This is a genomic window from Chryseobacterium salipaludis (assembly GCF_022968825.1).
Lineage (GTDB): Bacteria > Bacteroidota > Bacteroidia > Flavobacteriales > Weeksellaceae > Kaistella > Kaistella salipaludis.
In genome coordinates this window covers 1-587 of the sequence record NZ_JALHKS010000021.1, presented here as the reverse complement: position 1 = coordinate 587, position 587 = coordinate 1, and the positions used below count along the sequence as shown (strand labels likewise).

General features: G+C 27.8%; 1 protein-coding gene. It reads right to left on the bottom strand.

Features of this window, described 5'->3' with window-relative positions; genetic code table 11:
• Window positions 1-45: 45 nt before the first annotated feature.
• On the bottom strand, window positions 46-587 hold a 542-nt coding region (locus MVI27_RS11820; RefSeq protein WP_246962173.1), incomplete at its 5' end, for a hypothetical protein.

The window sequence follows — 587 nt, the reverse complement described above, 5'->3', positions numbered from 1 at the left end:
TTAGAGCTTGTTTTTTGTCATAGAATATGTTAGCAGAAGTATTATTTACCAAATTGTCTGGAAAGAGTTTTTATTTTCTTTAAATGCTTCGAGCGGTTTTAAACCAATTTCTCGTCTTGTTAAATTAATTTTTTCTTTTTGTTCGTGGGTTAAATGTTTTGTTGGCAGAATAAGAAAGTAATAAATAGGAGTGGATTTATTGAACCAAACACGATTTTGTTCCAAAGTCCAGGCATAATCCTCAGGTCTATATTCGCCATTTCTTACATATTTTTCAAAAAAAATATTCAAGTATTTTTCATTCTTGGTCAGCCTTAAATTGTGGTGCAAAATAATATTTGCTCGTTTATATGATTCGTAACCTATTTTTTCTTCGGAAGGGAATCCATATTCATAAATTAAAGAAAGTAAAAGTGAAAAGTTTGAGTCATCAATTTTCTCCGTGGATTGGTTTTTCTCCCTATAACTTTGGTCAAGAATATACAAACTATCAATTTTATTTTTATAAGTATTGTTAATTTTCTTTTGGAAAATATTATCTAACATTGAAATTTTATTGGAAAGACCGACAAATTCTTTTTTATTAT